Annotated in this window: 19 protein-coding genes; 8 read left to right on the top strand and 11 right to left on the bottom strand. The window is 59.0% G+C overall.

What is annotated here, in order from left to right; all coding sequences use genetic code 11:
* Positions 1–14: 14 nt before the first annotated feature.
* The 5 genes from HDF08_RS19745 to HDF08_RS19725 form a co-directional block, all read right to left on the bottom strand.
* Entirely contained in the window at positions 15–1,850 is a 1,836-nt protein-coding gene (locus tag HDF08_RS19745) for a glycoside hydrolase family 35 protein (RefSeq protein WP_179640637.1), read from the bottom strand.
* Positions 1,851–1,939: 89 nt separating this feature from the next.
* On the bottom strand, positions 1,940–2,974 hold the full coding sequence (locus tag HDF08_RS19740; protein WP_179640371.1) for an aldo/keto reductase: 1,035 nt from the start codon (positions 2,972–2,974) through the stop codon (positions 1,940–1,942).
* A gap of 75 nt (positions 2,975–3,049) precedes the next feature.
* Positions 3,050–5,095 carry a beta-L-arabinofuranosidase domain-containing protein gene (locus tag HDF08_RS19735; RefSeq protein ID WP_179640370.1) on the bottom strand — a complete coding sequence of 682 codons (2,046 nt, stop codon included), beginning with the start codon at positions 5,093–5,095 and terminating at the stop codon, positions 3,050–3,052.
* Entirely contained in the window at positions 4,984–6,582 is a 1,599-nt protein-coding gene (locus tag HDF08_RS19730; RefSeq protein ID WP_179640369.1) for a hypothetical protein, read from the bottom strand. The genes HDF08_RS19735 and HDF08_RS19730 overlap by 112 nt, the downstream gene beginning before the upstream one ends.
* A gap of 144 nt (positions 6,583–6,726) precedes the next feature.
* Positions 6,727–8,784, bottom strand: a complete 2,058-nt coding sequence (locus tag HDF08_RS19725; protein WP_179640636.1) for an ATP-dependent DNA ligase — start codon at positions 8,782–8,784, stop codon at positions 6,727–6,729.
* 256 nt (positions 8,785–9,040) lie between these two features.
* Here HDF08_RS19725 and prfA point away from each other — a divergent pair, with 256 nt between their 5' ends.
* The 6 genes from prfA (at position 9,041) to HDF08_RS19695 (ending at position 13,913) form a co-directional block, all read left to right on the top strand.
* On the top strand, positions 9,041–10,117 hold the full coding sequence (gene prfA / locus HDF08_RS19720; protein WP_179640368.1) for a peptide chain release factor 1: 1,077 nt from the start codon (positions 9,041–9,043) through the stop codon (positions 10,115–10,117).
* A 168-nt stretch (positions 10,118–10,285) separates the two neighbouring features.
* Positions 10,286–10,876 (top strand): NYN domain-containing protein, encoded by a 591-nt coding sequence (locus HDF08_RS19715; RefSeq protein WP_179640367.1) that lies wholly within the window; start codon positions 10,286–10,288, stop codon positions 10,874–10,876.
* A gap of 23 nt (positions 10,877–10,899) precedes the next feature.
* Entirely contained in the window at positions 10,900–11,754 is an 855-nt protein-coding gene (locus HDF08_RS19710) for a VOC family protein (RefSeq protein ID WP_179640366.1), read from the top strand.
* 35 nt (positions 11,755–11,789) lie between these two features.
* Positions 11,790–12,605, top strand: a complete 816-nt coding sequence (locus tag HDF08_RS19705; protein WP_179640365.1) for a hypothetical protein — start codon at positions 11,790–11,792, stop codon at positions 12,603–12,605.
* Between the two features lie 8 nt (positions 12,606–12,613).
* On the top strand, positions 12,614–13,501 hold the full coding sequence (gene prmC / locus HDF08_RS19700; protein ID WP_179640364.1) for a peptide chain release factor N(5)-glutamine methyltransferase: 888 nt from the start codon (positions 12,614–12,616) through the stop codon (positions 13,499–13,501).
* Positions 13,502–13,562: 61 nt separating this feature from the next.
* Entirely contained in the window at positions 13,563–13,913 is a 351-nt protein-coding gene (locus HDF08_RS19695; RefSeq protein WP_179640363.1) for a nuclear transport factor 2 family protein, read from the top strand.
* A gap of 207 nt (positions 13,914–14,120) precedes the next feature.
* On the opposite strand, the gene HDF08_RS19690 is transcribed toward HDF08_RS19695, so the two are convergent.
* From HDF08_RS19690 to HDF08_RS19675, 4 genes are all read right to left on the bottom strand, one after another.
* Positions 14,121–15,380, bottom strand: coding sequence for a molybdopterin-dependent oxidoreductase (locus HDF08_RS19690; RefSeq protein WP_179640362.1), 1,260 nt, complete (start codon positions 15,378–15,380; stop codon positions 14,121–14,123).
* Positions 15,377–16,327 (bottom strand): cytochrome b/b6 domain-containing protein, encoded by a 951-nt coding sequence (locus HDF08_RS19685; RefSeq protein WP_306459731.1) that lies wholly within the window; start codon positions 16,325–16,327, stop codon positions 15,377–15,379. The genes HDF08_RS19690 and HDF08_RS19685 overlap by 4 nt, the downstream gene beginning before the upstream one ends.
* A gap of 111 nt (positions 16,328–16,438) precedes the next feature.
* The gene (locus HDF08_RS19680; RefSeq protein ID WP_179640361.1) at positions 16,439–16,828 is read right to left on the bottom strand and encodes a hypothetical protein; all 390 of its coding nucleotides are present in this window, start codon (positions 16,826–16,828) and stop codon (positions 16,439–16,441) included.
* Complete coding sequence (locus tag HDF08_RS19675) at positions 16,825–18,522, bottom strand: NAD(P)/FAD-dependent oxidoreductase (RefSeq protein WP_179640360.1); 1,698 nt, start codon at positions 18,520–18,522, stop codon at positions 16,825–16,827. The genes HDF08_RS19680 and HDF08_RS19675 overlap by 4 nt, the downstream gene beginning before the upstream one ends.
* Before the next feature lie 160 nt (positions 18,523–18,682).
* On the opposite strand from HDF08_RS19675, the gene HDF08_RS19670 reads away from it, so the two are divergent.
* Together HDF08_RS19670 and HDF08_RS19665 are read left to right on the top strand one after the other, a co-directional pair.
* Complete coding sequence (locus tag HDF08_RS19670; protein ID WP_179640359.1) at positions 18,683–19,735, top strand: UbiA prenyltransferase family protein; 1,053 nt, start codon at positions 18,683–18,685, stop codon at positions 19,733–19,735.
* A complete protein-coding gene (locus tag HDF08_RS19665) occupies positions 19,732–21,327 on the top strand; it encodes a glycosyltransferase family 39 protein (protein WP_179640358.1) in 1,596 nt (531 codons plus the stop codon). Before HDF08_RS19670 ends, HDF08_RS19665 begins: the two co-directional genes overlap by 4 nt.
* A 25-nt stretch (positions 21,328–21,352) precedes the next feature.
* On the opposite strand, the gene HDF08_RS19660 is transcribed toward HDF08_RS19665, so the two are convergent.
* Together HDF08_RS19660 and clpB are read right to left on the bottom strand one after the other, a co-directional pair.
* Positions 21,353–22,654 (bottom strand): glycosyltransferase family 87 protein, encoded by a 1,302-nt coding sequence (locus HDF08_RS19660; protein WP_179640357.1) that lies wholly within the window; start codon positions 22,652–22,654, stop codon positions 21,353–21,355.
* Positions 22,655–22,817: 163 nt separating this feature from the next.
* Positions 22,818–25,487, bottom strand: a complete 2,670-nt coding sequence (gene clpB / locus HDF08_RS19655; RefSeq protein ID WP_179640356.1) for an ATP-dependent chaperone ClpB — start codon at positions 25,485–25,487, stop codon at positions 22,818–22,820.
* Positions 25,488–25,635: the final 148 nt, after the last annotated feature.

The following is a 25,635-nucleotide window of genomic DNA, read 5'->3' as shown; positions in this document are numbered from 1 at the left end:
CTTTTTGAGGAGCACTACCGGGCTACGGGAGACTCTTTCGTTGGTGGTGCACCAAGTACTGGTTTGTCCAGCCCACGGACAGCCGCGCCCATTTTGCCTTGCAGATCGAATACGATCACTTCATTGTTTCCCGTAACCATCCACGGTGCCGGAGCATAGAGTGTCTTCTGTGGCCCGATGGTACAGATGCGGCCCAGCGCGTGGCCATTGAGCCAAAGCTGGCCCTTCGTCAATTGGCTGGTGTCGAGGAAGGTATCGCCAAGGGTGCTTAGCTCAAAGCTGGCGCGATAAAAACAAGCGCCTTCGCAGGGCTGCTTTGAAAACTTCAAGCTCGCGGTATTGTTCATCGGCAACGGATAGATCTCCCAACCTGTGAGTTCCTTGCCGCCCAACGTGACCTGCTTTGTTATTCCGGCGCGTTCGCCACCAATGGCTTTGCCAAAGTTGATCCGGCCGGTATTTTCCACCAGAATGTCGAGACGCGCTTTGTCGGCAGTCGCAGGAAGTGTAAGACGATCCTGCTTTAGTCGCCTATCGAGAGTTCCAAGCAATTTGCCATCCAGATAGACCTGGGCGTAGCTGTGAAGTTCATCGAGAACCAGCTCACCCTGATCGGCTGACTGCAAGGTCGTGCGATACAGAATGTAGCCATAGGCCTGGTCGACATCTTCCATGCTGAGCGGATGATCCGATCGGATGGGCGTGGGCAGATTCTCCCACAAGGATGCGGACTCGACAAATCTAGCCTCCGGAGTTCGAATCGCAGGTGCAACTTCAGGCACGGGTGACGCGGTGATGCCGGTGGACTTTGCGATGAGGTCGCGAAACACGAAGTACTTCGGCGTGGGACGCCCCCCTTCATCCAGCGCTGCGTCGTAGTCGTAGCTGGTGACGTCCGGCTCGTAGCTGCCTTTCTGATCGCCGTTCGAGCCATTCATCCAGCCAAAGCTGGTGCCGCCGTGAAACATATAGAAGCTGACGGAGTAACCATGCGCCAGCATCCATTGCAGATTGTCTGCCTGCTTGTCCGCGTGGGTGTTCGCATGGTCTGCTCCCCAGTGATCGAACCAACCGGCCCAGTACTCGCTGTTGATGAATGGTCCGTTCGGACGGACCTCTTTCAGCTTCGCGAATGCCCGCTCTGCTGCGCCATCTTCTTCGCCGCCAAAGTTGATCCCGACAGGAAGCTCCGGCAAGGAGCCATTCGGCACCTGCTCCGGGCCGTCCGCGGTATAGAGCTGCGACTGAGTGAATCCCGCATCGACGAGAAGCTTGTGAATCTGCTCCATGTAAGCATGATCGCTGCCGAACGATCCGTATTCATTCTCCACCTGCGTGAGGATGATCGGGCCGCCATTGCCCACCTGCAAGGGAGCAAGCTCCTTTCCCAGCCGCGCAATCCATCGAGCAGTGGGCGCCATGAACTTCGGGTCGCTGGTGCGCACCCTGGTCTCGTGATCCTTCAGCAGCCACGAGGGATAGCCGCCAAACTCCCACTCCGCGCAGACATAAGGCCCGGGCCGAAGGATTACATAGAGGCCTTCCTGCTGAGCTTCGCGAACAAACTCTGCGACATCGTTGTTGCCGGAGAAGTCGTATACACCCGGCTTCGGTTCATGCACGTTCCAGAAGACGTAAGTGGTGATTGTGTTCAACCCCATTGCTTTGGCCATTCGGAATCGCTGGCGCCAATACGCTCGCGGAATTCGCGGATAGTGCATCTCTCCCGATATCACCACGAAGGGCTTGCCATCTAGTACAAAGTGATCGCCCTGAACGGCAAAACGATTTGTCTTCCCTGGTTGAGCCAACGTGTTGATGCTAAGAAAACCGGCCAGCAACAAAGCCATTGTTAGTCGCACTCAATCCTCACGCACTGAAAATTGGCGAGGCTCGCAGGGAGTCCACGAGCCCCGAGATCATCGCCAATTCTACGCGTCTAAACCGGAAACGGGTTCCGCTCTTTGAACTGAGCCTGGTGCCAGTACGGATACGCCTTTGGTAGCTCGCTCGCCTTATCGAGCCTAGCCACCTGCTCTTTAGTGAGCTCCCAGCCGATGGCGCCGAGGTTCTGTTTCAGCTGCTCCTCGTTTCTTGCTCCGATAACCAAAGTTGAAACCGTTGGCCTGCGCAACAGCCAGTTCAGTGCGATCTGCGGCACGGTCTTACCGGTCTCCTTTGCGATCTCGTCGATGGCGTCGACGACGGTGTAGAGATACTCTTCCGGCACCTGCGGCCCCGCATCGTTCACTATGTTTGAGTTCAGACGGCTGTCCTTCGGGATGCCGGTGCCGCGGCGGATCTTGCCGGTCAAACGTCCCCAGCCGAGCGGCGACCAGACCAGCGCGCCGACGCCCTGATCGACGGCCAGCGGCATCAGCTCCCACTCGTAGTCGCGGCCAACCAGCGAGTAGTACACCTGATGGCCAACATAACGCGACCAGCCATAACGCTCGCTCACACTTAGCGACTTCATCAGGTGCCACCCCGAAAAGTTGGAGCAGGCAATGTAGCGGATCTTGCCCTCGCGCACCAGGTCATCGAGCGCACGCAGCGTCTCCTCCACGGGCGAGGTCGCATCGAACGCGTGCAGGTGATAGATGTCGATATAGTCGGTGCCGAGCCGCTTTAGCGAGCGCTCCGCTGACTGAATCAGATGATAGCGCGATGATCCTACATCGTTCGGTCCCTTGCCAAGCCGGAAGGTCGCCTTGGTCGAGATCATCACGTCGTCGCGATTGTGCTTGGCCAACGCCTTGCCTAGCGCCTTCTCGCTCTCGCCATCAGAGTAGACATCTGCCGTATCGAACAGGTTCATCCCCGCATCCATACAGATGTCGACGATCCGATTCGCTTCCTCCTGCGTCGTCTCCGACCAGGCTTTGAAAAACTCGTTGGCAGTGCCAAACGTACCCGCACCGAAGCAGAGCTCCGGCACCTTCAAACCCGATTTACCAAGCTGTCTGTTTTCCATGGAGCTTAAGATGCAATGAGAGATCTTTTCGCTTTAGATTTTTACCTTTGCGATTTGCGTGGCCGGTGGGTCGCGCTACCCATTTAACTCATCAGTTCTGATCAGTTGCAGATAGGTTAGATACTCCTGATCCCCGACCGAGGTAAACGGAACCATCTTTACTGGCCCGTTGGTGCTCTCCAGTATCCACTGGCCTTCCTTGTCCTGTTGCACGGCGAGAGCCTGCTCTCTGCGCGCCACCACTGGCCCGGAAGCCAGCGCGAACAACACCCTCGGCCCAAACAGGACCGCTGCCGTCTCGGGATGCGCCTCATCCAACAGCTCGATTCTCGGCTTCATTGGAAGTTGCAGCTTCACCGTATCGCCCGTCCGCCATTTGCGTTGCACCGTGGCGAACCCCAACGCTACTGTCATCGGAAAGGGGCTACCGTTCACCTGCAGCGTGGCCCCGTCGGCCCAGGCCGGAATTCGCAACTTCAGTGCAAACGGCACCACGCGCGTGGTCTTCAATCGAAAGCGAACCTCCGGCGTCTCCGGATAGTCTCCTTCCAACTCCATCTCGAGCTGTGCGCCGCCTTCGCTCCACCGAAGAACAGACGGCAGATAGAGGTTGACCCACATCGCTCCCGACTCGTGAAAATATCCGTTGATCCAGCAGTCTGCGGCGACCTGCGGCAGCGTTCCTGAACAACAGGGCCACCGGTGGGTTGAATAAACCCGCTTTGCTCCGGCACCCAACGCCACGTTTGTGCTGTCCACTGCATTCTCTGAAGGTCGCGAGTGGTAGTCCGAGTAATAGAAGGCGTGGCCATCGGGCTGCAGCGGCATGGCGCCTAGGACGGTGTTGTACATTACCCGCTCCATGCTGTCGCCATAACGGCCGTCGCGTGTGCAGCGTAGCAGGTACCGCGTCAGTTTCATGTGCGCATAGGCTCCGCAAGGTGTCTCGAAGCTGTTGTGACTCGTTGCCAGGCTTGCGAAGACCTTGCCCGATCCCGGAGCCTGCAACATCTCATCCGGTCCCCAACCGCCCGTAGCGAAGCTTTGAGCAAGAAGCATGTCGAAGCCATTCTTCGCGGCGCGCAGATGCTTTTCGCTTCCGCCGACAAGATAAGCCTGCATCGCAGAGCACAGTGCATTCACGTAGCTGTATGCATGCCTGCTTCCCAGCACGTTCTCTCCGCGTGCTAGTGGATCGAAGTAGCTTGCGTCATCAAGATACCGCTCTGCCATCTCGCGATAGATATGGCCCTCTCCCCTCATTTGCTCCGATACGAGATACAAATTCTCCGGAAGGGTGTAGCTCTCATCCCATGTCCAAGAGACATCCTTGCCCTGTCTCCAAACGACCTCCCGGTCCACCGCATGGGGCGGCAACTCAGGCAATGCAGCCTTTCGTGTGCGCTCCAGGATCGCCAAGGCATCGTCGTCTCCCGCGAGCCGGTGCGCATCCATCAGCCCGCAGACCAGCTTGTCGAAGCAATAGGCGGGAAAGCGGTTGTTGGCATAGTAGTCAGTTGCGATTGTCCTGGCGTAGAGACGATTCAGACGCACGACGCGCTCGCGCAACGCGGGATCGCCCGTGATCGCATACATCCGCGACAGGGCCGACACCCACTGCCCGAACGTTGCACTCGGCGCCAGCCCCGCGTCTTCTTTTCTGTAGTCATAGTCCGCCCGGTACTGATACCACCCGCCGATATCTTCGCCCGGCGCATCCTGTCCCACCATCTTTCGGAACGGCATCAACAGGCTGTCGTCGCTGATCCCCATGAGTATGGCGCGCGCGTTCTCCATCTGAGCCAGGTGCGGCGCACTCTTGAGCGTCACCTGCGAATAACCAACCTCTTCGAGCGGCCCCGCGCTAACAGCGGCAAATCCGGTACGTTGCAGCGCCCCACCAGCCGCAACAGCAGCCCCACCCCGCAACAACTCGCGTCTCGAGATCTCAAGGCTCACTCCAGCATTCTCTGCCTGTTGAGATCGATCTGTCACCCGGTGGGCTGCGATCAATGAGGTACGGGCGCAGAGTCCGACATCGTTGCCGTTGACTCCGCACTGCTTCGCGTATTGCGCAGGTTGAGTTTGCAGGTGGCGGACTCCGGCGGATTTCGCCACCATATCTGGAAGTCGCGGGTTACGTCGGTCAGGCACATCGAGCGGAGTTGAGCCTGAACATCCGGATCGCGGTCGGTAAAGTACGGGACGTGCGTGGTGTCCTCGACCACCACCTCGGCCGCGCGAACACCGGCGATGATGCGCTCGCGATCCGCAGGAAGCTGCTGGTGCGGCATAAGAAACCATGCGTCCGGAGAGCCGATCGTTGGATAGTAGCCGTGAACGCCCGTTGCATTCGACATCATCAAAAGTTTCTTCGTCGAGGCGATCTCGAGGATCTTCGCCATCTGCTCAGCGTACTCAGGCTCTGCGTAGAGGTTTTTTGTAACGGGGTAGCGATGAGTCCCCCGCCACGCAGCCAGAGTGAGTCTGGCCTGCCCCAGCTGCGCACATAGTCCTATGCAGATAAAGAGGATCAGCGAGCGATTCTGCCAGCGAGGAATCGTGAGCAGCGAGATGCCAAGGAGTACGCCAGCTGCAACGATTGGGTCGTAGATAATGTGCTGCCCGTCGCCCTTGTACGCTGCGACGGCAAAGAAAAGCTGCAGCGCCGCGCAGAAGGCTACGGCGGCGTGCCTGGGATCGGGTCTGCCGCTGCGGATCATTACGCGCAGCGCCCAGGCTCCCATAGCAGCCAGGGCGAGCGTGCTGAGGATCCACCATGTAATCGGCGTGACGACGTAATACCCGAGGTAGTACTTCAAACTGTGGCCGGCGGGATGCAGGAAGCCCTTCAGGTCGTTGTAGTCCATCTTGCCCGCCGTGCCATAGTAAAACTTTAGTCCCAGCATGGGGAGCGCCGTTACCAGAGTGGATTGAACCCCAAAGTAGGCGCTTAGACCGGCGAACAAGACAACGTACGTCAGAACGCCGGGAGCAAAGCGACGGACCAGAAGCCGAATCGAACGGTCGCTGTTGAACCACCAGTCCGCTGCGATATAGAGAGCGAGAAGTCCAGTGAGAAGCAGCGGCAACGACGGAACGCTGAAGCAGCCAATCACCGAGACGGCAAGCGCCACGTCCGCACGCCCCTCCACAAGAAAGAGCAGAGCAAACAACATCGACAACTGCACCAGAGAGTAAGGGAAGTTGGGATTGACCCACAGAAGAAGAGGAGCGACCGCGACCACCGCGGCGAGATACAACCACCGCGAGGAGAGGTCACGCAGAAAATAAGTCCAGAACACCACCATCAGGATCAACACGACGATCGTGCAACCAATCATCGGCCAGTAGCCGCGGCCGAAGATCGCAAACAGGCCGTGCTGAATCAAGACCGGAAGAAGCCCGTACTGATAAAAGGCATCCACCCCCAGGTGAAGATGTTCGGCGAGCATGTAGTCGAGGTTGAGGAAGTTGCTTCTATCGGCAAAGACCCAGAGGTAGTACGAAAAAAAGATAGGCAGGGATAGAAGATCCAGCAGAACGAAGCTGATCAGTAGGACGACAAATTGGGTTACCCTGCCTGGCGCGTGGCTGTCTTCGATCATCGTCTCCCCGACGAACTAGGTGGCTGTGGAACGGACTTTAGCAGCCAGAGGGAGCCATAGCAATCAAGAAATACAAGGTTCTGTCGGTTAAACTCGGCGAGCCCGAAGGCTTCCTCGCTGCAGTCCTACCGGACAGCGTTCGGGTCATTCCACCGGTTTGTCGACCTGAGACTGATACACCTCTTCCACCCGCGAGACGGTATCAATCTCGGCCACAGGCTTGTCCGTCCGGATCTTCAGGATGCGCGGAAAACGAAGCGCAAACCCGCTCGCGTGACGGCCGCTGCGCATAATGTTGTTGAACGCTACCTCCAGCACCATCAGCGGTTCCACCGTGCGAAAGTGCCCCTGGTCTTCGAGAGTGTGCTCCATCATCCACGCGCTCATCTCGCCGATCTCGACGTCCGTCAGGCCCGAGTAGGCTTTGCCGACGTTGAGTAGCTCGCCCGCATCGCCGCGCACCGCGAACGTATAGTCGCTCAAGATGCCTGCGCGCCGCCCATGCCCAAACTCCGCGCCCGTCACCACCACGTCCAGCGTCGCCAACTCGCGCTTCAGCTTTACCCACGCCAGCCCCCGCCGACCCGGCTGATAGATTGACTCCGCGGCCTTCAGCATCACACCCTCATTCGCTCGCGCTCGTGCATCGGCGTAAGCCCGGTCAATATCTTCCGCAGACTCCACCAGCCGCGACGGCGAGATCATCAGCCTCTCCAATCCAGCGCTCTGCTCGCCTGCAAACAACACCGCCTGCGAATCACGCGCCCGCTCGTCCACCACCAGCGGAGAGGCCACGCGCTCTACCAGTCGCTCCACCACCGCCTCCAGCCGATTGCGCCGCTCCCGTAACGGCAGCTCCAGCAGCAGTTCGCCATCGGCGCACATCAGGTCGAAGGCCATAAAGATGACCGGCACCTGCTGGCGCCACTCGTTCGAAACTCGCTTACGCCCAATCCTCTGCCCCAGCACGGCGAACGGGAGAGCACGCGCCTGTTCGAAGTCCCATCCCAGAATCTCCCCGTCGAATATCAGAGAGTACGGGATCAGGGAACCTTCACTCGCATCTGCATCCGGGTCGGCGCGAACCTGCGCAAACGCCTCCTCGAGCTCTGGGAAGCTTTCGGTAACGTCTTCCTTGTTGCGAGAGTAGATCGCCACCCGCCCCGGCTGACCGGAGTCTCCGCAGTGTATCTGCGCCCGCATCCCGTCGTACTTGTCTTCGAGAAACGCCTGCACGCCCTGGGCATCTGTGGCGTTTGCGAGCGTCGCATTACCGCCCGCCTGCGTCCCTTTTGCAAGTACATCTTCGGGCGAAGCATCGGCAAACTGCTCGGCGTCGACATCGGCACTCGCATCAAAACTTTGCGGCACCGCAGCTTCTTCCATCACTTCGTTCGCCGCTTCTACGGTCACTGCCTTCTTGTCTTTGCGAGGCTTGCCGGTCTTCACAACCGGCACCTTCGCGGGCTTTTCGGTGAACCGCTCCACCGCCTCCTCCGGCGTCTCCACCGGCGACGCCAGCATGAATCCCAGCGGATGAAACAGCCGCATCCTTGCCTCAGGCAGGGTCCCGGAGAAGGCTCGCTGCACGGCGCTACCAAGATCCGCCTCGAGCATCACCGCTCGACGTACAGCTTCCACAGAAGCTCCAGCCGCAGCGGCAATCGCCTCCTCCACCAGGCTCTGCTTCACTCCAATTCGCATATCGCCAAGCATCAGCTTCAGCAGATACTTTGCCTCGAGCGGAGTCGCCCGCCGCAGCAAACCCTCGACCAGAGCCGCACGAATCGCCGTCGTCTTCGCCACGGCCATCGCAGCAAACGCTTCGGCTACCTCGGCCAGCGTCAGCTCAGGAGCATTCTCCTCTCTCGCTGCGATCAGCAGATCAAAGGCCGCCGCACCCATGTCTCCGTGCCGCCGGTACGCCGCCGTCAGCGCCTGATCGCTGGCTCCACTGACCGCCAGCAGCGCCTTCGAGAGTAACGCCCCGCCGGCGTTCAGCTTCCGCGAATCCGCCTCTGCAAACGGCGTTCCGGCAAGATAGAGCGCCAGCAAACCTGAGTCTTCGCTCTCCGACCCACTCTCCGGACTTGCTGAGTGCACCTTCGCGATCGCCTCTGCCATAACTGCGCGCTTCTTCAGCTTTCCAGCCTCCTGCGCCAACTGCTCTGCCAGCTCCGCCACCACCGCAAACAACGCCATAGCTTCAACCCTCACCCCGAATGCCCGATTCCCCGTTTGGGATCAACTGATTCCACTCAGTAAAGATGCCAAAAAGGGGCTGGCTGCACCGTAGGCACAAGGAGTAACATCTAAACAGACATGAACACAGCCGCAAATTCGGTGTCTCTCTCCCGCGTGGCCGAGTCTCCCGACCGCCACGATTTTGCCTAGCTGCGCCTCTCCTCTACCCCGACCCTTCTGATCCCCTAATTCCTTTTTACTCAATGGAGTAGCCATGTTCGACCGCCTCGATCAACTTGAAGCCCGTTACGAAGACCTCGGCAGGCAGATGTCCGACCCCACGCTGGTCAACGACCAGAAGAAGTTTCAGGGCATCGCCAAGCAGCACCGCGACATGGAGCCCACCGTCGAGAAGTTTCGCGAGTACCGCAAGATACGGGACGGCATCGCCGAGGCTACAGCCATGCTCGCCGACCCCGACCCCGAGGTAAAAGAGATGGCACAGGCCGAGCTCGACACCCTGGAGCCGCGCCTCGAGCCTGTAGAGGAGCAGCTCAAAGTTCTACTCCTCCCCAAAGACCCTAACGACGAGAAGAACGTCATCCTCGAGCTACGTGCCGGCACCGGCGGCGACGAGGCAGCACTCTTCGTCGCAGAGGTCTTCCGCATGTATATGCGCTTCGCCGAGCAGCACAAGTGGAAGGTTGAGATCCTCTCGCAAACCGAGTCTGGCATCGGCCATGGATTGAAGGACGTAACGGCGATCATCGAAGGCGAAAACGTCTACTCGCAGCTCAAGTACGAGTCCGGCGTCCATCGCGTCCAGCGCGTTCCCGCAACCGAAACCCAGGGCCGCGTCCACACCTCCGCCATCACCGTCGCCGTGCTGCCCGAGGCCGAAGAGGTCGACATAAAGATCGAAGCTAAGGATCTGCGCATCGACACCTTCTGCTCTTCCGGACCCGGCGGACAGTCGGTGAACACCACCTACTCCGCAGTCCGCATCACGCATCTGCCGACCAACACCGTCGTCAGCTGCCAGGACGAAAAGTCGCAGATCAAGAATCGCGAGAAGGGAATGCGTGTCCTCCGCGCCCGCCTCTATGAAGTGGAGGCCGAACGCATCCACCAACTCCAGGCGAAGGATCGCAAGCAGCAGATCGGCTCCGGCGACCGCAGCGAGAAGATCCGCACCTACAACTTCCCTCAGAACCGCCTCACCGATCACCGCATCGGCCTCACCAACCACCAGCTCGCGATGGTGATGGAAGGCCAGATTCAGCCCACCATCGACGCACTCATCGCGCACTACACCGCGGAAAAGCTCAAAGCCGAAGCAGAGGCTGCCTGAACCCGTGCTTATGTTAGTACCGTTCAAATGACGGGTGGCTTAATAAGATTTTCGACATCTATTGCTATCTTGATAAGGAGTGAGTAAAGTGGTGTTATCCGTTACGCTCGTAGGCGAGCACTATACGCCCCCTTATGGGGGCTTTATATTTTTGGGGGAGCATTTTGAATGCCCGATGTAAGAGTAGCTGTTTTAATTGATGGTGGGTTTCTCAGGGTTGAGGCGAAGAAAGCAAAAAGGATCTACAACCCCGATTACATCGAACGATTTGCATTAGCCTGCAAAACAGCCGATGAATCCTTGTTTCGAATCCTCTACTACGATTGCGCTTTGTATTCGGGCACAGTAAAACTACCCGTCTCAGGTCTGCCTCACGTATTTCAGTCATCCGATGCGTGGCTCCATGAGCTTTCACATAAAGATCTCTTCGCAGTTCGTCGTGGAGTGCTGAAATTCAGGGGATTCAAACCAAAACGCACGCCTGTAACAAATCAGGCTCAACTCACCGACGCAGACTTTCAGCCAGATTTTGAGCAGAAAGGAGTCGATATGCGAATTGGTTTGGATATTGCGGCATATGCTGCCAATCACGCAGTTGAACGGATCGTATTGGTTTCGAACGACACCGATTGTGTTCCAGCTCTCAAATACGGCCGCCGAGCGGGCCTGCAAACTGTCTTAATTGAACCGCCAAAGGTTCGCCTCGCACCCGAACTACTCTCCCATATCGATTTCAAGCGTCCTGTGTTATGGCCGTAACTAATCTCCCAAGGAATCGCGGCATGATCAAACAGCACCTCAACGGGTGCTCTGGGCCGACTCTATCTTTAGCAAGATATTTCACTCTTGCTTTAATCCTCTTCGCACCCCTTCTTCACGCACAGCCTGATACCAGGACACCGCCCTTCAACGGCTTCGCCCACGTTGCTCTTCGCGTCCACGATCTCGCCGCCTCAGTGGCCTTCTACGAGAAGCTCGGCTTCGAACAGGCCTTCGATCTGCGCAAAGACAACGTCCCTTACGAGTCCTTCCTCAAGGTCAACGACACCCAGTTCATCGAGCTCCACGCGGCCAACCCAACCGAGCCCGATGCCGGCTTCCTGAGCCTATGCTTTGAAGGCGCCGACCTGCAGGCGATCAACGACGACTACCGCAGCCACGGCCTTACTCCCACTCCCATCCTTAAAACAACCGCTGGGAACCTTCGCTTCATCCTGGGGGGCCCTCTGCAAACCTCCAGTCCACAGACCATCGAGTACACCCAGTACCTCGCGGGTTCGCTCCACAGCGAAGACCAGGGCAAACATCTTGGTCCAGACCGCATCGGCGAAAAGCTGGTCGCGGTGTCAGTCCCAATGGCAGACCCCGCCTCGGCTCGCGACTTCTACATCAATCAGCTCAACTTCAAGCCCATCGCCAACGATCCGATGAGCCTCCACATGCCCGGCGAGAGCGGCCAGGAGTTGGAGATCATACCTGCAACCACCGGCATGCATGCTCGCATCACCCTCGAATCGAGCAACCTGGGCAAGGCCGCGCGCCACCTCCACAAAGAAGGCATCTTCGCCGTCAAAAACGGAGCCACCCTCACCGTGATCGATCCCGATGGCAACGTCCTGATCCTCGAAACCCGCTAGCGAACCATCTCCCCTCTGCTACCGTAAAGTCACGCATGCGCCTCTCTTCACTTCTCGCACGCCTGTCTCCCGTCTGCCTTGTCGGCTGCTTCGCCGCTGTCCTGGCCCAGCAGCCCGACCCCGCACTCGAGCAGATCCTCTCCCGCATCGAAGCCAACACCGAGCAGTACAAGTCCACCGTCCCCAGCTTTCTCTGTGACGAGCACATCACCTCTCAGGAGATCCATGACGGTCAGCTCAAACACGAAACCACCGTCGAAGCGCTCTTCCGCGTCGCGCGATCGCCTTCGCCAGACGGCGCCCTCGAAGAGTCTCGCGAAGTGAAGTCGATCAACGGCAAATCATCGAGCGGCAAGAAACTCGACATGCCCATCTCGTTCCGCGGAGGCTTCAGCGGCGCACTTGCAAAATTTCTCTCCGCCGATCGCCACGAGTGCTTCGACTACCAGTCCGATCGCTCCTCCCCAGCCTCTCCTGGTACGGAAGCTTTCACCTTCACCGCCCGCGAATCTGCCGCGAAACAACCGGCCTGCGTCTCCATCCAGCCTGGCACCACCGGCAAGTTCGTCATCGACACCGCCTCGGCGCAGGTTACGCACATCGAGCGCACCGTCCCCAATCCCGTTGGCAAAGATCAGGCAGTTCGAGGTACAGCTTCCGTTGACTTCGCACCCGTCACCCTTAACGGAAGATCCTTCTGGCTGCCCACCACGGTCATCGCCTTTACGACCGAGACCCCGAAGACCAATGCCTTCCGCTTCACCGCGAAGTACAGCAACTACCATCGCTTCGCCGCCAGCTCAACCATCCTTCCCACAACCTCAGACACCGCTCAGCCGCAGCCAAGGTAGCCGCCAGAATGATCCTCCGCCAGGCCATCACTAACGCCGCATCTGAGCTGGCCGCCAACCCACACCTCAGCGAACTCGCCCACCGCGACGCCGAACTTCTTCTCCTCCACACGCTGCAGATCTCCCGCGTCACGCTCATCGCACATCCCGACCGTGACCTCTCCCCCGAGCAGGACACGCTCTATCAAATCGCTATCAAACGCCGCCTCCAGCTCGAGCCCATCCAGTACATCACCGGCGAACAGGAGTTCTACGGCCTGCGTCTCCACGTCAACCCAGCGGTTCTCATCCCGCGCCCGGAGACCGAACATCTCGTCGAAGCGGTACTCAAACTCATCCCTGCGAATCAGCCTGTAAAGCTCGTCGATATCGGCACCGGGTCGGGAGCCATCGCCATCGCACTCGCCGTCCACCTTCCACTGGCCGAGATCATCGCCGTCGATCTATCTCTCGATGCCCTCGCCATCGCAGAGCGGAACGCTCACGACCACAACGTAGCCGATCGGATCCAGTTCCTTACCTCCGATCTCCTCGCCGCCGTCAAATCTCACGGCGCAACCTTCGACGCCATTGTCAGCAACCCACCCTATATCCCCGAATCCGACCGCCTCACCCTGCACCCCCAGGTTCGCGAGCATGAGCCCGCCGCCGCGCTCTTCGCAGGCGAGACCGGCCTCGACCTCTACCGGCGGCTCATCCCGGAAGCGCTGAGCGCACTCAAACCAACCGGTCTCCTCGCGCTCGAGATTGGCCACGGCCAGCAGCAGCCGCTCACCCACCTGCTAGCCGGATGGAACGATCTCACCTTCCTCAACGATCTCCAGCAGATCCCGCGCGTTGCCCTTGCGCGCAAGCCGAACACCAGCGACCTCACGGATAAAAACCCGAACCAATAAAATCTGTCACAATGAAACCCTCGACTCTGTCGTTCGTATTAACAATTGGAGTCTTCGTTCCATGACTAAGTCCGAACTTCAAGACCATCTCTATGCACTCGAAGAGCGTCTCCTCCATCCTGACCGGGAGACTGACCGCAGAGCCCTCATTCCACTCTTCGCCGACGAGTACAGGGAGTTCTGCACCTCCGGCCGCGTCTTCAATCGCCAACAGACCATCGATGTGCTCTTATCCAGCGCAGCTCGCCCCGCAACCATCCACCACTTCTACATCGCGCAGCTCGCAGAGAATGTCGTCCACGCCACCTATCGTGCCACCACCTCAGTCGCCGTCTCCCATCGCTCCTCACTCTGGATCTTTCGCGACAACCGCTGGCAGCTCCTCTTCCATCAAGGCACCATCGCCAGCTGACAGTGTCCTGCCGGACAGGTCCACTGCTCGTGGGGCGGTCACTTCGTGACGAGTGTACCGGTCTGCGCAGCGTGAGCAGCATCAGCCCTCCCGTTGGTCGGAATCATCATCCGTTTGCGACCAACGGGAGCACCACGCGAAGCGGTATACAAGTCACGAAGTGACCGCTCGCCGCGAAGGCGGCCCGTCCGGCAGGACTTAAGTCATTCAAAGCCCCGCATACCAGTCATACCCCAGCTTTGTCCAGTAGTCATCAGGCCGTCTGTCGGTGTATGCGATCAGCCCAATCCGTTTGATCTGTTTGTAACCGTACTTGATCGGCATATGTAACCGAATTGGTGCTCCGTGCCACTGCGCCAGCGGCCGCCCCGCCATCTCAGTCACCAACAGGCTCTGCGGATGCATGCAAGCCTGCAGACTAAACCCACAGTAGTAGTCCCCATCTGGCGTCTCCATATAGACGTATTTCGGCAGCGATCCATCCGGCTTCCTCTCCGGCGGATACTTCGCAATTAAATCCGCTAACCGGCGCCCACCCCAGTGCACCACCTGGCTCCATCCTTCGATGCACTTGAACTCCGTCACCAACTCGTGGTGCGGCAGGCTCGTCACATCGTCCATCGTCAACAGCAACCCCGGCGTACCAGGATCAAGCGTGTTGTCCGACATGCCTGCCTCTTCCTGCCCCCGCGGCCGCTTATTCCCCTGCGCTTTCTTCAACGCAGCAAACGCAGCCTCAAACGCGGGCGGCATCTTCACTTCGTTCTTCTTGTCGCCGCCCCCACCAACCATCGTGCTTGCAGCGCCACCCTGCATCATCGGCCCTTCGCCCATGCCCGCGTCGCCATTGGGATCTGCCTTGGCTTTCGATCCATTTCCGACAACAGCAGCAGCTTTGGGTGCGACCTTCGTATCGTGCTCCACCGGCCCAGCGTCTTGCTTCGCGACGTATTGATACTCCCACGCCGTCACATCCTCCACATACTGCGGAAGCCTCTTCGCGTCCTCCACTCCCACCATTTGCAGACGATAGCTCTCCGGGACCAGGTTCATCTTCAATCCATAGTTGCCGTTCGTCCGCAGCTCCATGGATCGAGCCACCGGATATGTCGGCGCGAGCCCGCGCTCATCAAACGCCCCACGCGACACTCTGGCATTGAACTCCAGCATCTTCCGCAGCGGCCTCGGTATCAGTTGGTCGCCCGGACTCCGATCGATCCACCGATAAAAACCATATCCGCTCGCAGCCGCTGCCGCCGCAATCACAAAACTCCGCCGCGTCCTCTGCCCCGACTGCGCCCTCACCCCGGCATCCAGCGCCTCTACCTCTGCGGCACGCGAATCTCTCCGCTCCCGCTCTCCCACGCGCTCCCAATCACGCTCCAGGTCGTCGTCGCGATCCTTCTTCTCGCTCTCCCACTTGCGCCTTTGCTCCTGCTCTTCACGCTCCTCCTGTCCGTCGCTCATCCCACCCTCCTCTCCTCTTCCAGCGAAGTCTTCGTCGCCGGAACAATCTCATATCCACTCACCATCGAGCGAAAGTTATTCCACCCCGCAAGGATCACCTGCATTACATGCACTACAAAGAACGCACAGAAGCCCATCGTCAGCCAGAAGTGCTCCCACCGCGCCATCTCATAGCCGCCCAGCAGCGACGTGATCCAGTGCACCTGCGTCGGCTTGTAGATCGAAAGCCCCGTGACCAGCGACCCCAACCCCATCAGAACAACCGACGTATAAGCAATCTTCTGCGCGCCGTTGTACTTCTTCTGCGGCGGCAAGCCCTTGCGAAGATGCAGATCCACCAGCGTCACCTGAATCGCATCCAGAAATGATCTGCGCTCCGGCACCAGCACCCGCCACTCCCCCGAGATCAACAGATACGACACATACAAGATCCCATTGATCGCAAAGATCCACATAAAGAAAAAGTGATACCCCAGCCCCTCGGTCACACGATAGGGCGCATTGATCAGCTTCCAGAACCACGGTGGAAACAGCCGCACCACCGTCAGCGATCCGACGCCCACCCGATACACCGCGTGCGGATGCTGATAGGCGTTATCAGAATCATTCCAGTAGATCAACAACCCGCTCCAGATCATCGTGAACAGCACCGGGAAGTTCACCCAGTGCATCCATCGAATCGCCAGGGAATGCTTCTTTTGAAGTCGTATCGTCGCCGCCGCAGGCTCTCTCACGTCCACTGGCGCGACGACTGCATTCGCAGTAACTGACGAAGCCGGACCCGTCGAACGGGCAGAGACAGCAGACTCATCTACCGCTAAATCACTCGCCTCCGCCATTGGAGCCGCAGAGATCTCCGGCGCAGCCTCGCCCCTCACTTGTGGAGTTTCAGCGGCCGGCTGCAACTCCTCGACCGGCTCCTGTTTGTCCGTAGGTTTCTCAGGCATTTGAGCTCCCGTCATGCACTCTCGCGTGCAGTTGTCTAACCCATCAAGGTCCGAATCGTTAGAGCTTTCCCCGCCGCAAAAGGTTACGCGCTATTTTACGTCGCAGCCTGGCTACCTCAACTGCACCCGAATCCTGGCGCCCGTCTCGTCCGCAAACGTAACCACCTTTGCGCTCATCGCCGCCTTGGCACCCGCACCACGTCCATCGAGCGGATAGACGGACGCGTGGTCCGCATCGGTCCAGCACGCCAGCCCTTGGACGCAGCCCAGAATCTGCGGCACTCCGGGAATCCCACTCCACCCCTGCACCAAATACCGCCGCTCTGTCCCCGGCTCCTCGACCAGCACATCGTTTGAAAAGTTGATGTACAGCCGTGCCCCATCGACTGCCACGTCATTTCTCTCCATCTTGCCCAGCGGATCACGCAGAAAGATTCGCTGCCGAAACACAGCCACGAAGATCACCAGAAGCATCGTTCCCACAACCAGAATCCTTGTCACTTTTTCTCCTCGTGGTACTCCTGCTCCGTGTTGATCCCCCACAGCGCAGCCTTATCGATGTGCCCAGCAACAATACCATCCACCGCAGTCATCGCAGTCAACATACTGTGATCCTGGTTGTTGTACTTATGCATCCCATTTCGTCCCACCAAAAACAGATTCTCGAACCCGTCGGTAAACTCTCTCAGTTCGTCGAACCGGTCATACGTGCCAAAGTACGCCGGATAGGTCTTCGGCACCCGCACCACATGTCCGTCGGAAACATCCTCTGCGTTCAAAATCCCGATCTTCGCTACCTCGGCAATCGCGAACTTCTTCAACTCTTCATCCGGCATCTTCCACAAATCGTCCGTGTCGTAGCAGAAGTACTCCAGCCCAATCCAAACCTTCGTCGGGTCCGCGACCAGGTACGGGCTCCAGTTGTTGAAGATCTGTAACCGTCCCAGTACCACATCAGGTTCCTGCACGTAGATCCACGTATCTTTCAGCAGCCCACCGTCCGGCTCCTTCACCTTCAGCCTGTCCACCAGCAGACCCACCGTGATAAAGTCGCGATACTGCAGCCCCGCGCTCACCTCGCGCACATTCTCGGGCACCGGAGCATCCATCGCCTCCACCAGTTCGCGCATCGGCATCGTCGAAAAGAAATAGTCTCCCGCAAACGTCTGCCGCTCTCCCTCCGCATTCACCGCATCGACCGACACAACCCGCTTCACGCCGCCTTCTCTCGAGCAGTGAATCCGATCCACCTTCAAACCCATATGAATCTCGCCGCCGCCCTCACGAACCAGATCCGCAACATGCTCCCACAACTGCCCCGGCCCGAACTTTGGATACATGAACCGCTCGATCAAGCTTGTGTCTGTGCCCTTCTGCGCCAAGTCACCCGTCTTTGCCTTGCCTCCAAACGCCTTCTTCAAAAAGTGTTTCACCGCCGTCGTCAAACTCAGCCCTTTGATCCGCTGCGCTCCCCACTCCGCCGAGATCTCATTGCAGGGCGTACCCCAAACCTTCTCCGTATAACTCTTGAAGAACGTTAGATAGAGCTGCCGACCAAACCGGTTGATCAAAAAATCTTCCAGACTCTTCTCCGGCGCAATTTGGCTCACCTGCGACTTCATATAGCTCGTACCGACACGGAACGTCCTGACAACTCCCAGATTCTTCAACGTCGTCGCCGTCAACGTAATTGGATAGTCAAAGAACTTCCGCAGATAATAGATCCTGCTCTTACGCGGACGGATCAGCATCACCAGGTCCGGATCAGGATCCGGCGTCGCTGCCGTCACCATCATCTCTACCGGCCCTTCGTTCTCTGCCTTATCCTCGATCTCTTCCGCCGCATGCGGATCAATCGGCCCGGCCCCACGCAGCACAGGCTCCTCCGGTAGCCGGGCCGGCACGGCGACCATCCGCTTCTTTCCCTGGTACGAAATCTCCGGCTCAGAACCCGCATCGCCGACATCGGGCGGCATCAGGTCCACCCACCACTGCATCACGCGATCGCTCTTGGAAAAAAAACGATGGCCGCCGATATCCATTCGGTTGCCCTTGTACTTGATGGTGCGCGAGATTCCGCCAATCTCCTCGCTCGCCTCAAGAATGATCGGCCTGACATCCGACCGTCTCAGCAACTCCAACCCTGCAGTCAGCCCTGCAGGTCCAGCACCGATAATCACTGCTCTCCGTGACATGCGCCCGCCTGCTCCAGACGCGCACACCGCGCCGCACCCAAGCTTATCGTAAACAAATCGCCCACTGCCAGAGGTCACCGTCATCCACTGGCTTCATCTCCATTTGCTACACTGAGCCCGTAGCCCCAAGGCAGCTGGCTAAGGAGCCCTTACAAAAAACATGCCCGAGCCTCCCCCGCGCAACGTCTCCTTGTCCGAGCGCCTCCGCGCCCATCTCGCCATCGCCAGACTCGATCACTCCATCAAGAATCTCTTCGTTCTGCCCGGCGTCATCGTGCCGCTCAGCGTCTATCCCGCGCTCTTCACACCCCATCTTCTCATCACGCTGCTGCTGGCATTTGTCGCGGTGACGCTCGTCGCATGCAGCAACTACGTCATCAACGAAGTCCTCGACGCACCCTTCGACCGCCTTCATCCCACCAAACGCAACCGCCCCGCCGCCCGTGGCCTGGTCAACATTCCCGCCGCCTATGTGCAATGGCTCCTGATGATGGTCGCCGGAATCGCCATCGGCCTCACTATCTCACGCATGTTCGCACTAGTCGCACTCATCCTCTGGATCATGGGCTGCCTCTACAACTTCCCTCCGATCCGCACCAAGGACGTACCCTACCTCGACGTCCTCACCGAGTCCATCAACAATCCCCTGCGCATGCTGCTCGGCTGGTACGCCGTCACCAGCGTCCTCGTCCCACCCGTATCGCTGCTTATCGCCTACTGGATGCTCGGTTGTTACTTCATGGGCCTCAAGCGCTTCAGCGAGCTCTCCGAGATCGGCGATCGCGCCGTCGCAGGCGCCTACCGCGCGTCCTTCAAGCGCTACACGCCCGAATCGCTGCTCGTATCCGTGGTGTTTTACGCCTCCACCGCGATGCTCTTTCTCGGTGCCTTCATCATCCGCTACCGCATCGAGCTCATCCTCGGCTTTCCTCTCGTAGCCTTTACCATGGCCGTCTATCTCAAGCTCGCCTTCAAGCACGACAGCGCCGTCCAGAACCCCGAAAAGCTCTATCGCGAACCTCTCCTCATGGCCGCCTTCACGTCGACGGCTCTCGTCATGGGCCTCCTCCTCTTCGTCCGCATCCCACGCCTAGAGATGTTCTTCACCCCAACGCTACCCTCCGCCACGCCGCCAGTAGTCCAGCCGGCGCCAGCTGCTTATCTCCGGCCCAACTCAGAGCAGCAGCGGCTTAGAGTCTCAGTCAAGATATGATTTCGTCGCAGAGTTCCAGTGTTGAAAGCAGATCCGACAGTCTTGCTCTCCCCTGGACAGCCGTCGCCTTTCTGATCCTCACCGCCGTCCTCTCCCTCCTCTGGTCGCATCACAAGCTCCTGTCGCAGGACGAGTTCTTCGTCCTCCAGACCGACAGCGTGCCCAGTTACGCCCAACTCCTCCACATTCAGCGCAGCTATCCCATCTCGCTCGATCCCCTCGTCTACCACACCCTTGCACACCTTGCGATCAGCCTCTTCGGCGCCGGAGCCTTCGCCCTCAGACTGCCCTCGCTGCTCGGCTATCTCCTCATGCAGCTCTGCCTCTTCTACTTTGTGCGCCGCATCGCCAATGAGCACGCCGCGATCTTCGCGATGGCCTTTCCCGCGATGACAGCGACTCTCTTCTACTCCGCCGAAGGCCGCCCCTACGGCCTGCTGCTCGGCTTCTACGGTCTCGCTATGGTGAGCTGGCAGAGTGCAACCCGTCGTAGCTCGCGACGCACCGGCTCCCTCATCCTTCTCGCCCTCGCGGTCGCACTCACACTCAACACCCACTACTTCGGTGTCCTGTTGCTTCTTCCTCTCTGCGGCGCAGAGCTCTTTCGCACTATCCAACACCGCCGGTTGGACCTTCCCGTCGTGGGTGCCATCATCCTCGGCATGGCCTGCATCGCCTTCGCGCTGCCGTTTGAAAGATCCGCCGCCGAGTTTCGCAAGAACTACTACAACGCCGGAGATGTGGGCTACCACGCCATCACCCAGGCCTATCGTTCGCTCTTCCTGGACTACACCCACGCGAGCCGCCGTATCCAGCACCTCGCCGCCCTCGGCCTCATCGTCTTCGCCGCTCTGCTCGTCTTCGGCAGCGTCCGGCAACTACGCAACAAAGAACTCCATCTCCCAGACGCAGAACTCGTCTTCGTCCTCGTTCTCGCCACACTGCCCTTCTTCGGCTTCCTGCTAGCCTTGTTCGTCACCCACTCCATCGAGGTTCGCTACGTCCTCGGCGCAATCGTCGCGCTCAGCATTCTCCTGGCGATCGCCCTCTATCCATTACTTCGCCGTACAAGCACAGCCATCCTTACGCTATCCACACTCGCGGTGGCGATCATAGTCACGGGAGCCATCCGCATCCACGCCGAGCAGGCAAAGACTCAAGACTTCATGGCCTCGCTCACACTGAGCCCGCAGATCAAAGCCGCCATTCTCTCAAGTCCCACCGGCCTGCTCTACCTTCAGGAGATGGGCACCTTCGAGGTAGCCAGCTACTACGAGCCTGACCCCGACATACGTTCCCGCATGGCCCTCGTCTACTCCAGCCCTCAGGAGCTGCTCTGGAGCCGGCGCGACACCGAGTCTCTCACCGCCGAGCACATGCGCCACTTGACCGGCTTTCCCATCATCCCCTACGAGCAGCTCTCCGCCCAACCCGGCGATCACGTCTTCGTGCTCCTGCACAGCGGCTGGAGCTGGACCGATCAGGCTCTCGCCGCCGCGCACGCCGACATCACGTCGTTAGGACCCGCCATGGGAGGCGACGCAGCGTCCGTGCAATTCGCACCCGGCTCCCAACCTCAACCTAAGAAATAATCTCGCGCGAGTCAGCAGGTAGAAGTTACGCAGCAATGGCTTCGTCAACTTCCGCACGACGTGCCAGCCGCATCAACAGCACAAGCAACAGAAGCGCTCCAAAGTACATGTACGACTGCAGCACATTCCATCCGCGCTTGTCTGCCAGCAGATTAGTCGCCGCCAGAAAGTTGGCGCAAAGAAAAAACGACAGCCCCCACAACCACGGCCTCTTGCTCTCCCAGCACCCATACGCAAACCAGAACCACGCAAAGATCCCGAACACAATGCCGTAGTGATGCTCCCACGCCATCGGCGACGCCGCCACCGACGCCAGCCCCATCGCAGCGATATCCGCCGTCGATCCCCTCATCTTCCTCCACGGAAACAGCAGCACCCCACCTACCAGCACCAGCGACGTCAGCACCGTCGCACGGTACACCCACGCAACGTAAGGGGTATAAACATGCGGCGTGTATCCCATGTTCTCGCCGTTGAAGATCATCCGGTTTAAAGTCCCGAACATCGACTGATTCGCATAGTGCGATTGCGCCTTATGGCTCAAGCTCGCAAGCACACCCACATAGTCGAGATTATTGTGCCAGCCAAAGACCGCCACCGACATCGCCACCAAAACACCGGAACAGACCAGGAACGCCCACACAGCACCCCATCGCCTGCGCACCACCATCCACACCAGCAGCAGCACATACTGAGGCTTCACAAACGCAAGCAACGCCGCGACAACACCCGCCTCGCGCTCCCGCCCCGACGTCCACAGGTAAAGCATCACCGCAAATCCAAACGAAAGCATCGTCTGAGCATTCCCCAACGCGTATCCCTTCAACAACGGATAACACCCCAGACAAGCAAGCACCACCGCAAGAACATCCATCCAACTCAGATCCGCGCCGCGCCTCCGCAACAGTCTGCGCCCCATCGCCAGCGACACTGCCGCAACCCCAACCACCGAGAACCAGGAAAACACAGCCAGCAAACGAAGCATCGCCGCATCACCCACGCCAAGCCTGCGCAATGCAACCAACGGCAACTCACTCGCCAGCGAATAGATCAGCGTGTCGTACAGCGGAGCCGCATAGATCGGCTTCGTAGGATTCGCGTCGAAGTAATCAAGTGACTTCATCATCGGCAACCACGAGTCGGTCCACTGCCGCACGTGCAGAAACTTAGCGACGTCATCCTTGATGCTGCCAGGGTTTCCCAGATGCAGCGCGCGGCAGATCCCCCACTGAACCACATTCGCAAGAAGAAGGCTGCACACCACAAAAAGAAGCAGCCGTCTGCTGTGCGTGCCCACGCTGGAGTTGCCCACTGTCTTTGCCGTCACGCTCTCACTCTATCAAACAGTGACACTAGCCGAATCGAACCAGCGCTATCCTTCACTCCACGTCCTGAACTCGCGCATACTCTGTGAAAACCTCCGTCGCAATACGACAAAAGAATAGCCCGCCATTGCAGGCGGGCCATCTCGTTACGCCAGGGATAAGTTTTTACGAGACTGCGACCTCGCGCCCCTGTACCTTGAACTCAAGGCCGTTCTTCCCAGCCGTCACCATCACATGGTCACCATGCAACACGCTGCCGTCCAAAATCTTCACCGCCAGCTTGTCCTGCACCAGCCGCTGAATCGCTCTCTTCAGAGGCCGCGCTCCGTAAGCCCGGTCATACCCCGCTTTGAAGATCGCTTTCCTCGCTCCATCGGTCAGCTCAAGCGTAATCTTTCGATCCGCCAGCAGCTTCTCCAGATCCTTCAACCGCAGATCGACGATGTGAGTCAGTTGCTCATCAGCCAGCGAATGGAAGATCACAATGTCATCCACGCGATTTAGGAACTCCGGCTTGAAGTGCTTGCGCAGCTCATCCAGTACGCGACTCTTCGCCTCTTCAAACCCGTCCTCGCCCTGCGCCCACGCCGTCGACAACTGCCCCGCACCAACATTCGAAGTCATGATAAGCACAGTGTTCTTGAAGTCCACCGTCCTGCCCTTCGAGTCCGTCAGCCGTCCATCATCGAGCACCTGCAACAGCACATTGAACACATCCGGATGCGCCTTCTCAATCTCATCAAACAGGATCACCGAATATGGCCTGCGCCGCACCGCCTCGGTCAACTGTCCGCCTTCGTCATACCCGACGTATCCCGGAGGCGCTCCAATCAACCGCGCCACCGCGTGCCTCTCCATGTATTCGCTCATGTCGATCCGCACCATCGCGGCCTCGTCATCGAACAGAAACTCCGCCAGCGCCTTCGCCGTCTCCGTCTTACCCACGCCCGTGGGCCCAAGAAAGATGAACGAGCCAATCGGCCGCTTTGGATCGCTCAAGCCGGCACGCGAACGCCGAATCGCATTCGCCACCACACTCAGCGCCTCATCCTGACCAACCACGCGCTCGCGTAGACGCTCCTCCATCTGCACCAGCTTCTGCATCTCGCCCTCCAGCATCTTCGAGACCGGAATCCCGGTCCACTTCGACACCACCGCGGCGATATCCTCCTCGTCGACCTCCTCCTTCAACATCCGTGAAGGCCGCTTCGCCACGCCAGCAACTGCGCCCGACTTCGCCTCCGCCTCATCCTCGCGAACCGCCGCATCCTGCTCCGCCGTCAACTCGCGCAGCTCCGCCTCCAGCTTCGGAATCTCGCCATACTGCAACTCCGCCGCCCTCTGCAGATTGCCCTTCCGCGTCTCTTCGCCCATCTGGAAGCGCAAAGATTCCAGCTGCTCCTTCAACTCCGCCATCTTTCCGATCGCGCCGCGCTCCTTCTGCCAACGCGCACGCAGCCCAACCGCCGCCTCCTTCACCTCGGCCAGCTCACGCTCCACAATCTCCAGCCGCTCCTGCGATCCCGCGTCCTTCTCCCGCTTCAACGCTGCACGTTCAATCTCAAGCGACGTAGCCCTCCGCTCCAGATCATCAATCTCCACCGGCACCGAGCCAATCTGAATCGCCAGCGCTGCAGCGGCCTCATCCACCAGGTCAATCGCCTTATCCGGCAAAAACCGATCCGAGATATAACGATGGCTCAGCACCGCCGCAGCCACAATCGCCGAGTCCTTGATCCGCACCTTATGGTGAGCCTCATACTTCTCCTTCAGCCCACGCAGAATCGCAACCGTGTCCTCGACGTTCGGCTCGCCAACATACACGATCTGGAACCGCCGCTCCAGCGCAGCATCTTTCTCAATGTACTTCTTGTACTCACTCAGCGTCGTCGCGCCAATCGCCCGCAGTCCGCCGCGAGCCAGCGCAGGCTTCAGCATATTGCTCGCGTCCAGCGAACCCTCGCTCGCACCGGCGCCCACGAGAGTATGTAACTCATCGATAAACAAAATAATCTCGCCGTTCGACTCCTCAATCTCCTTCAGCACCGCCTTCAGCCGATCCTCAAACTCTCCGCGAAACTTCGCCCCGGCGATCATCGCGCCAAGATCCAGCGAGCACACGCGCTTGTTCTTCAAAATCTCCGGCACATCGCCCAGAAAGATCCTTCTCGCCAACCCTTCCACGATCGCTGTCTTGCCCACGCCCGGCTCGCCGATCAGGACAGGATTATTCTTCGTCCTGCGACTCAGCACCTGCACCACCCGCCGAATCTCCTCGTCCCTCCCAATCACCGGATCAAGCTTCCCGCGCCGCGCCAGATCCGTCAGGTCCTTCGCATACTTCTCCAGCGCCTGAAACTTCCCTTCAGGGTTCTGATCCGTCACCCGCTGACTCCCGCGCACCGCACTCAACGCCTTCAGGATCGCCTCATGCGTCCCGCCCAGAGACGCCAGCGCCAGCTGCACCGGGTCATTCTTCGCCTTCGACAAAGCCAGCAGCAGATGCTCCGTCGACACATACTCGTCCTTGAAGTTCTCCGCCTCCTTGAATCCCTGCTCCAGCACCTTCTGCAACGCATTCGACAGCCCCGGCTGCCCCCCACCCTGCACCTTCGGCAGCTTCGTAATTGCCGAATTCACCCCCGACAGCAGCTGCTCCACCGGCACCCCAATCTTCTCCAGCACCGGGATCACCACTCCCTCGCGGTCCTCCAGCAGCGCCGCCATCAGATGCAGCGGCATCACCTCCGGATTGCCATTCTCCCCGGCATATCCACTCGCCGCCTGCACCGCCTCCTGCGACTTCACCGTCAACCGATCCCACTTGATCGCCATAACTCTTATCACCTCAACAAATTTTAGCTTTCTGCATAACTTTAGACGCGCCAACGCACCCAGAAGATGCGGGATCTGATAACAAGTCACTCATATCTTCCATCATGACTTACCGCTTCAACGGCGCGTGGTCGTACGATTTCTCAAT

It is taken from the genome of Tunturiibacter empetritectus (assembly GCF_013410875.1).
GTDB lineage: Bacteria > Acidobacteriota > Terriglobia > Terriglobales > Acidobacteriaceae > Edaphobacter > Edaphobacter empetritectus.
Note: the sequence above shows the minus strand (reverse complement) of the source record. Positions and strands in the feature narration are given on the sequence as shown.